Source organism: Mesorhizobium sp. M7A.F.Ca.CA.002.05.1.1 (genome assembly GCF_003998335.1).
Taxonomy (GTDB): Bacteria; Pseudomonadota; Alphaproteobacteria; order Rhizobiales; family Rhizobiaceae; genus Mesorhizobium.
Map to the genome: position 1 here is coordinate 1 of NZ_RZQI01000180.1, position 8342 is coordinate 8342.

Sequence of the window (8342 nt, forward strand, 5' to 3'; positions counted from 1 at the left end):
GTCCCGGCACGGGCGATCGCCGCCAGCAGGCGACAGCAGCCGATCTGAACGTGACGCTCGATATCACCATCGAGGAAGCGGCGACCGCCGAAAAGGTGACGGCGATGTTCCCCGACGGCCGCAAGGTGGCGGTCAAGCTGCCGGCCTATGTCGAGGATGGTCAGACCATCCGCCTCAAGGGCCAAGGCGAGCAGGGGCCAGGCCAGCCAGGCGACGCGCTGGTCAAGATCCATCTGCGCCGACATCCACGCTACCGCATCGAGGGCCGCGACCTGCACGCCGATCTACCGGTGGTACTGGCGGATGCGGGGCTCGGCGCCAAGGTGCCGGTCGAGACGCCGACCGGCAGGCTCGCGGTCAACATTCCGGCCTGGTCGAGCTCCGACAAGGTCCTGCGGCTGAAGGGCAGAGGCCTGCCGGAAAAGGCCGGCGGCCACGGCGATCTCTACGCTCATGTGCGTATCATGCTGCCGGAAGGCGGCGACAGCGCGCTCGAAGCGCTGTTGCGCGGCCAAAAAGGCTGATCGGCGGCTTTTGTCCCCCGAACTGTCCGGTTTGGACGCTTGAAGGGGCTCTGTGCCTGTGCGATAGGGCAACCCACAAAGCTGAAATCTTGCGGAGAGCGCTCACATGGCGGGTGGACAGGGCCTAATGGCCGGCAAGCGCGGCCTCATTCTTGGCGTCGCCAACAATAGGTCGATCGCCTATGGCATCGCCAAGTCGTGCGTCGACCATGGCGCCGAGATCGCGCTGACCTATCAGGGCGAGGCGTTCAAGAAGCGCGTCGAGCCGCTGGCGGCGGAACTGGGCGCCTTTGTCGCCGGCCATTGCGACGTCACCGATCCGGCGAGCCTGGACGAGGTTTTCGCCAATGTCGCCAGGCACTGGGGCAAGCTTGATTTCCTCGTCCACGCCATCGCCTTCTCCGACAAGGATGAACTGACCGGCCGCTATGTCGAGACGACGCGCGACAATTTCCTGCGCACCATGGACATTTCGGTCTATTCCTTCACCACCATAGCCAAGCGCGCCGAGGCGCTGATGACCGATGGCGGCTCGTTGCTGACGCTGACCTACTACGGCGCCGAAAAAGTGATGCCGCACTACAACGTCATGGGTGTCGCCAAGGCGGCGCTCGAGGCCAGCGTGCGCTACCTGGCGGTCGACCTCGGCGCCAAGAAGATCCGCGTCAACGCCATCTCGGCCGGCCCGATCAAGACGTTGGCCGCCTCCGGCATCGGCGATTTCCGCTACATCCTGAAGTGGAACGAGTACAATTCGCCGCTGAAGCAGACGGTCACGCAGGAGGAAGTCGGCGATTCCGGCGTCTATTTCCTGTCCGACCTGTCGCGCGGCGTCACCGGTGAAGTGCATCACGTCGATTCGGGCTACCACGTCGTCGGCATGAAGGCGGTCGACGCGCCTGATATTTCGACGGTCAAGGACTAACGCCCGGCCAACCGTCGTCCGTCCCGATCCCGCACCGGAAGACCTGATGTACCCGCTGGTTTATATCGCGCGCCACGGCCAGACCGCGTGGAACGCCGAAATGCGACTTCAGGGGCAGGCCGATACCGATCTCAACGCTCTTGGCCGCGAACAGGCGACCGGCAACGGGCTTCGGCTAGCCGCGTTGGTCCCAAATCCCTGGGAATTCGATTTCCTCGCCAGTCCGATGAAACGGACGCGCGAAACGATGCAGCGTATTCGCGCCGCGATGAAGCTCGATCCGGATGCCTATCGAACCGATCCGCGCCTCGTCGAAGTCAATTTCGGCGATTGGCAGGGATTTACCTTTCCCGAGCTCGAGACAGGATATCCCGGAGCGAGCATGACGCGTGCTCTGGACAAGTGGAACTTTCAGCCGCCCGGCGAAGGTGCGGAGAGCTATCAGATGCTGCTCGAACGGGTGAGGCCATGCTTCGACGCGATCGAACGCCAGACGATATGCGTGACCCATGGCGGCGTCATGCGCACCTTGTTTCGCTTCGTTCTGGGGCTGGCCGAGGACGAGGCCGCGAACCTGGAAATACCGCAGGATCGCCTGCTCAAGCTCGAAGGCAAGAGTCTGGAGTGGCTTTAATGCATGTCGCCCAAAAGTGACCCCGGTTTTGGGAGAACGACATGCATAAAACAAAGACCTAAAGCGGGTCGCCTGAATCCGTTCAGACGCGACACGCTTTAGGCCATTGGCAGGCGGCTCGGCGAAAGCTGAACCGCAAACACAGCATTCAATTGAGGTTGGAAGCTCTAGTTGGCAGAGCTGTCCGGCAGTTCCATGTCGGTGACGATGTTTTCGCCATTGGTCACATCGTAGGCGATGACGATGTCCATGCCCGGCTTCAGCGCGTCGAGATCGGTCTCGGCGTTCAGCTTGTAGGACTTGCCGTCATCCAGCGTCAGCGTCGCCGTATCCTTGTCGATCTTCTTGATCAGGCCTTCGGTCTGGCCGGCGAAAGCGGCGGTGGAAAGCAGCAGCGTGGCGGCAATGGCGCCAATCAGGGTACGCATGATCGTTCCTCTTTATCATTGCGCCGGCATGGCGGCGGGCGTTCAACGGCGGATGGAGCAGAGCAGAAACCAACCGAATGTGTCAAAACTAAATCCGCCAGATCACAGTTTGACCCCTGTGAAAAACGCCAATAGAACGCAATCTTCAGCCGGCTCCGATGCCGGGCAGGGTCATTTCATGTCTCACAACACGTTCGGCCACCTTTTCCGCGTCACCACCTGGGGCGAAAGCCATGGCCCGTCGCTCGGTTGCGTGGTCGACGGCTGTCCGCCCGGCATCCGCTTCACTCGAGCAGACATCCAGGCCGAACTCGACAAGCGCCGGCCGGGGCAATCACGTTTCGTCACGCAGCGTCGCGAACCGGATGAAGTGAAGGTGCTGTCCGGCTTCATCTTCGACGAGGACGGCGAGACGATGATCACCACCGGCACGCCGGTGTCGATGCTGATCGAGAATGTCGACCAACGTTCAAAGGATTATGGCGAGATCGCCCGCCAATACCGGCCGGGCCATGCCGACTACACCTATGAGGTCAAATACGGCGTGCGCGATTATCGCGGCGGCGGCCGCTCCTCGGCCCGCGAGACGGCAGCCAGGGTGGCGGCCGGTGCCTTGGCGCGCAAGGTGGTTCCGGGCGTTGTGGTGCGCGGCGCGCTGGTGTCGATGGGCGAAAAATCCATAGACCGCGCCAACTGGAACTGGAATTTCATCGGCGATGCCGAAAATCCGTTCTTCACCCCCGATCCGGCCTCCGTACCCGTCTTCACCCAGTATCTCGACGGCATCCGCAAGGCGGGCTCCTCGGTCGGGGCGGTGATCGAAATCGTCGCCGACGGCGTTCCGCCAGGCCTCGGCGCGCCGATCTATGCCAAGCTCGATCAGGACATCGCCTCCGGCCTGATGTCGATCAACGCGGTCAAGGGCGTCGAGATCGGCAACGGCTTCGAGGCCGCCCGTATCACCGGCGAGCAGAATGCCGACGAGATGCGCATCGGCAATGACGGCAAGCCGGTGTTCCTGTCCAACAATGCGGGCGGCATCCTCGGTGGCATCTCGACCGGCCAGGCGATCGTCGCTCGTTTCGCCGTCAAGCCGACCTCCTCGATCCTGACGCCGCGAAAGTCGATCGACAAGGACGGCAGGGACGTCGAGATCATGACCAAGGGTCGCCACGACCCATGCGTCGGCATCCGCGCCGTGCCGATCGGCGAAGCAATGGTTGCCTGTGCGATCGCCGACCACTATCTGCGGCATCGGGGACAGACGGGAAGGGAATAGGGGAATAAGGGAATATGTTGCGCTCTTAGCGCGGCCGGCCAAATCTTTTTGCTTTTCCCTACTCCCGTACTGCCCTACTCCCTTATTCCCTGCGAGCAAAGCGAGCACTTATGCCTTACGACCAGAAGAAGATCGTCGAAGCCCTGCGTGCTTTCGAACGCGGCGAGATCGTCGTCGTCATGGATGATGACGGGCGCGAGAACGAAGGCGACCTGATCGTTGCCGCCGTCCACTGCACGCCCGAAAAGATGGCGTTCATCGTGCGCCACACCTCCGGCATCGTCTGCACGCCGATGCCGCGCGAAGAAGCCAAGCGGCTGAACCTTGCGCCGATGGTCGCCGACAACGATTCCGCCCATACCACCGCTTTCACCGTCAGCGTCGATTTCAAGCATGGCACCACGACGGGCATCTCGGCCGAAGATCGCACTTTGACCGTTCGAAATCTTGCCAACGGCAATGTCGGTGGCTCGGATTTCGTCCGCCCCGGCCACATCTTCCCGCTGATCGCGCGCGAAGGCGGCGTGCTGATGCGCTCCGGCCATACCGAAGCAGCGGTCGATCTGTGCAAGCTCGCCGGCCTGCCGCCGGTCGGCGTCATTTCCGAGCTGGTCAATGATGACGGCACCGTCAAGCGCGGCCCGCAGGTGCAGGCTTTCGCCGAGGAGCATGGGCTGAAGCAGGTTTCGGTTGCCGACCTCATCGCCTACCGGCAACGTAAGGAAACTCTGGTCGAACGCGTCGCTTGCTCGGAAATCGACACGCTCGGCGGCAAGGCACAGGTCTTCACCTACACGCTGCCGTGGGACTCCATGCACCACGTCGCCATCGTCTTCGGCGACATTCGTGACGGCGAGGAGGTCCCGGTGCGCCTGCATTCGGAGGATGTGGTGACCGATGTGTTCGGCACCAGCCACCGGCTCGACGCCATTATGAAGGCAATGGGCGAGCGCAGGCGCGGCGTCATCGTCTATCTCAGAGAAGGCTCCGTCGGCGTTGCGCATCAGGAGCGCAAACGACCGGCAAGCGGCGACCGCGAGGATCACGAAGAGGCCCGCCGCCGCGAAAACGAGTGGCGCGAGATCGGGCTCGGCGCGCAGATCCTCAAGGATCTCGGCATCTCCTCGATCAACCTGATCGCCTCGCGCGAACGCCACTATGTCGGCCTCGAAGGTTTTGGCATCCACATCGCCAAGACCGAGATCCTCTGAGCCTCCCGCCGATCCGGTTGCCGGAGAAGACGGATGAATGCGCCCCTGCCTTCCAGCCAGCGCAGCGAGCGGCTTTTGCTGCGCCGCCCGGCAGAGGCTGATCTGGATTTCCTGATCGATCTCTTTTCGCGCGGGGAGCTTGTTGCGCATCGACCCGACCCTGTTCCGGATAGAGCCCAGCAGAGCGCCGCGCGGCTGAGGCGCGACATCGGTCATTGGGACAAGCACGGCTTTGGCCGCTGGGCAGTCGAGGCGGATGGAAAGTTGATCGGCTTCGGCGGCGTCACGGTATCGGCGGATTTCGACGGTCTGAACCTGTCCCATCATCTTCATCCGGCGGCCTGGGGACATGGCTATGCCACGGAATTGGTGATGGAAGCACTGCGCACCGCGTTCGGCCCCTTGCGTGCCGATCGGGTTGTCGGCCTCGTCCGCCCCGCCAATCCGGCCTCGCGACGGGTGCTGGAGAAATGTGGCTTCGCCTTCGAAAAAGAGGTGATGCTGCGCGGGGCGCCAACGATACTTTTGGCATTGGCGCACCCGGGAAAAGCCAATATTTCAGGCCCGGCCGCCTAGAGCGGCGCGCCCGGTCCTAAAGCCCGGACGCGCCGGAACTATTCCGCGGCAATCGCGGCTGCTTCGCATCCGTCCATCTCGCACTCAGTCGTGGCAAGGCTGCGTTGGCCGAGCAGCACCGTGGCCAGTGCGATCGTGCCTGAAGCCACCGACACCCAGAACCCGCTCTTGGCGCCGAACGCATCCACCATCGCGCCGGCCGCGAACGAGCCCAGCGCCATGCCGATGCCGATGCCGGTCATGACCCAGGTGATGCCTTCGGTCAGCATCGCTTCCGGCACATGCCGCTCGATCAGGCCGAACGCGGTGATGAAGGTCGGCGAGATCGCCACACCGCTGATGAACACGGTCAGCGCCAGCAGTGGCACGGTGTCGGCGGTGAGCGGCAACAGCGTGCCGAGCGCGACGAGGGCGACTGCGATGGCCAGCTGGCGTTTCAGCGGCGCCTTCAGGCTGAGCGCGCCGACGATGATGCCGAGCACGAACGATCCCAGCGCATAAACGCCGATGACGAGGCTGGCGGCGCCCGGTTGGCCAAGCTCCTTGGTGATCGCCACGGTGGTCACTTCCGTCGTCGCGAAGGTTGCGCCGATGAAGATCAGGGCGAGGGTGATGATCTGAACCGGCCGCAGGCGGATCGCCGAGCCGCTTGAGTTATGGTCGACCGGCCGCACCCGGGGCTCGGTCGAGCGTTGCAGGATGAAGGCCGCTGATCCGAATGCGAGAAATAATGTGCTCACCAGAACGCCGGCTTCCGGGAACAGGGCGGCACTCAGGCCGACCGATAGCGATGCCCCGGCGATATAGACCAGTTCATCGGCCACGGACTCGAAGGCGAATGCGGTGTTCATCTGCGGCCGCCCCCGGAAAATCTCCGTCCAGCGCGCGCGCACCATCGCCGGTATGCTTGGCATGGCGGCGGCCAGCAGTGCCGATACGAACAGAGTCCAAACCGGCCAGTCCTGGTTGGCCGCCGCTATCAGGACCGCGAAAGCCAGCACCGCGATGATGGTGGTGGGCACCACGATTCGTGTCTGGCCCAGGCGGTCCACCAGTCTCGATATCTGCGGCGCGACGAAGGCGTTGGCCAGCGCGTATGTCGCCGAGACGGCTCCGGCCAGCCAGTATTCGCCACGCGTCTGCGACAGCATCGCCACGATGCCGATGGGCGCCATGGCGATCGGCAGGCGCGCCATGAAGCCGGCGGCCGCAAAGCCCTTGGCTCCCGGGGCACGAAAGATTTCCGCGTAGGGATTTTGCATCGGTTGGTTCCTCGACAAAGGACGATTGGACAATTACATACGGAGCGTATGATCATTAAATAGACCATACGTCGCGTATGTCAATTGGCATACGTTGCGTATGTGAATAGGGCCAGAAGCCATGCACAGACCCCGCAAGGAGATGATCGCCGAGACGCGCGCCAAGCTGATCGCGGCGGCCCGTCATGCCTTCGGCACAACAGGCTATGCGGAAGCCTCGATGGATGATTTCACCGCTTCGGCCGGGCTGACGCGCGGCGCGCTCTATCATCATTTCGGCGACAAAAAGGGGCTGCTGCAGGCGGTCATAGCCCAGATTGACGGCGAGATGGCGGCGCGCATCAATGAGGTCGCGTCGAGAGCGCCGACCCGTTGGCAGCATTTCGTCGACGAGTGCTCGACCTATATCGAGATGGCGCTGGAGCCGGAAATCCAGCGCATCATGTTCCGGGATGGCCCGGCCGTGCTGGGGGATCCAGCGCAATGGCCGAATTGCAGTGCGTGCATCGCTTCAATGACCGACCATCTGACCGCGCTGCAGGAGGAGGGGGTCGTTGTCTCCAGCCTCGACCCCGAGACGGCCTCGCGACTGATCAACGGAGCGAGCAGCCAGGCAGCGCAACGGATCGCCAATTCGAGCGACCCCGAAGCGACGTCGAAGAAGGTGGTGACGGCGTTCAAGCAACTGCTCGAAGGCCTGCTCAAGAAGCCGGACCCGCAGTCGAATTGAAGTTCCCACCGGAGCTTTCGTGCCGGCAGCTGTTCCCGATAGGAATTTTTTCTTGACTCGGTGACCTCAGCTAAGGTACATATTCGTCCATGGTGCTGATTTGCGCCAGTGACCCGCCGCACAGGCGGGTTTTTCGTTTGATGCTCCGTCAGCCTACGCGCCGGCGAAGGCTCCGAAGAAACCCGTTAGCCCGAATTCGTTGCCCTTTGGCGTCAGGGCCGGCAATTGACAATCGCCGGGTTGAGTCCATCCTCTTCCACCATCTCTGAGGCGGAGATTCGGGGCACATGTGGGATTTTGAGATCGGCCGGTCGGTGTCCATCATGATGCGGACCTGGCCGTTCATCGTCTTTCGCATGATCGTCTATTTCGGCATCACGCTGGCCTACATTATGGCGACGGGCACCGGCGCCTCGGTCGGCTATGGCGTCGGCCATATCTCCACTGATCCCGACGGGCCCATGTCCTTTGCCCTGTGGGGCGGCGTGGTCGGGTTTGGCCTCGTCTCGATCGCTGTGTATTGGATCCGCGAATACATCCTCTATGTCGTCAAGGCCGGCCACATCGCCGTCATGGTTCATCTGATCGACGGCCGCGACATTCCCGGCGTCAGGACCAGATCGCCTATGCCAGGGATATCGTGACCCAGCGTTTCGCCGAGGCCAACATCCTTTTCGTCGTCGACCAACTCGTCAAGGGCGCCATCCGCGCCATCACCGGCCTGCTCGGCGGCATCGCCGCCTTCCTGCCGATACCGGGCCTGAGCGGCCTGG

9 protein-coding genes and 1 pseudogene are annotated in these 8342 nt (G+C 62.9%); 8 read left to right on the forward strand and 2 right to left on the reverse strand.

Translation table 11 applies throughout. From position 1 onward, the window contains the following. The 3 genes from EN939_RS11920 to EN939_RS11930 form a co-directional block, all read left to right on the forward strand. Positions 1 to 524, forward strand: a 524-nt coding sequence (locus EN939_RS11920; protein WP_272483088.1) for a DnaJ C-terminal domain-containing protein, incomplete at its 5' end; no start/stop codon positions are given. 106 nt (positions 525 to 630) lie between these two features. Beyond that, positions 631 to 1449, forward strand: coding sequence for an enoyl-ACP reductase FabI (fabI, locus tag EN939_RS11925; RefSeq protein WP_127268175.1), 819 nt, complete (start codon positions 631 to 633; stop codon positions 1447 to 1449). A gap of 46 nt (positions 1450 to 1495) precedes the next feature. After that, positions 1496 to 2083 (forward strand): histidine phosphatase family protein, encoded by a 588-nt coding sequence (locus EN939_RS11930; protein ID WP_127268176.1) that lies wholly within the window; start codon positions 1496 to 1498, stop codon positions 2081 to 2083. A gap of 167 nt (positions 2084 to 2250) precedes the next feature. Here EN939_RS11930 and EN939_RS11935 read toward each other — a convergent pair whose 3' ends face one another. Continuing rightward, positions 2251 to 2511 (reverse strand): DUF1344 domain-containing protein, encoded by a 261-nt coding sequence (locus tag EN939_RS11935; protein WP_027035965.1) that lies wholly within the window; start codon positions 2509 to 2511, stop codon positions 2251 to 2253. A 178-nt stretch (positions 2512 to 2689) separates the two neighbouring features. Between EN939_RS11935 and aroC the strand changes: the two genes are divergently transcribed. From aroC to EN939_RS11950, 3 genes are all read left to right on the forward strand, one after another. Beyond that, positions 2690 to 3790 carry a chorismate synthase gene (gene aroC, locus EN939_RS11940; RefSeq protein ID WP_127268177.1) on the forward strand — a complete coding sequence of 367 codons (1101 nt, stop codon included), beginning with the start codon at positions 2690 to 2692 and terminating at the stop codon, positions 3788 to 3790. A gap of 110 nt (positions 3791 to 3900) precedes the next feature. Beyond that, positions 3901 to 5001 (forward strand): 3,4-dihydroxy-2-butanone-4-phosphate synthase, encoded by a 1101-nt coding sequence (gene ribB / locus EN939_RS11945; RefSeq protein ID WP_127268178.1) that lies wholly within the window; start codon positions 3901 to 3903, stop codon positions 4999 to 5001. 33 nt (positions 5002 to 5034) lie between these two features. Continuing rightward, entirely contained in the window at positions 5035 to 5577 is a 543-nt protein-coding gene (locus EN939_RS11950; protein ID WP_127268179.1) for a GNAT family N-acetyltransferase, read from the forward strand. A 38-nt stretch (positions 5578 to 5615) separates the two neighbouring features. On the opposite strand, the gene EN939_RS11955 is transcribed toward EN939_RS11950, so the two are convergent. Next, on the reverse strand, positions 5616 to 6839 hold the full coding sequence (locus EN939_RS11955; protein WP_127268180.1) for an MFS transporter: 1224 nt from the start codon (positions 6837 to 6839) through the stop codon (positions 5616 to 5618). A 121-nt stretch (positions 6840 to 6960) separates the two neighbouring features. Here EN939_RS11955 and EN939_RS11960 point away from each other — a divergent pair, with 121 nt between their 5' ends. Together EN939_RS11960 and EN939_RS11965 are read left to right on the forward strand one after the other, a co-directional pair. Next, positions 6961 to 7569: a TetR/AcrR family transcriptional regulator gene (locus tag EN939_RS11960; protein ID WP_127268181.1), complete on the forward strand. Its 609-nt coding sequence runs from the start codon at positions 6961 to 6963 to the stop codon at positions 7567 to 7569. Positions 7570 to 7856: 287 nt separating this feature from the next. Then, positions 7857 to 8342 (forward strand): annotated as a pseudogene (locus tag EN939_RS11965) (hypothetical protein); the annotation flags it as partial.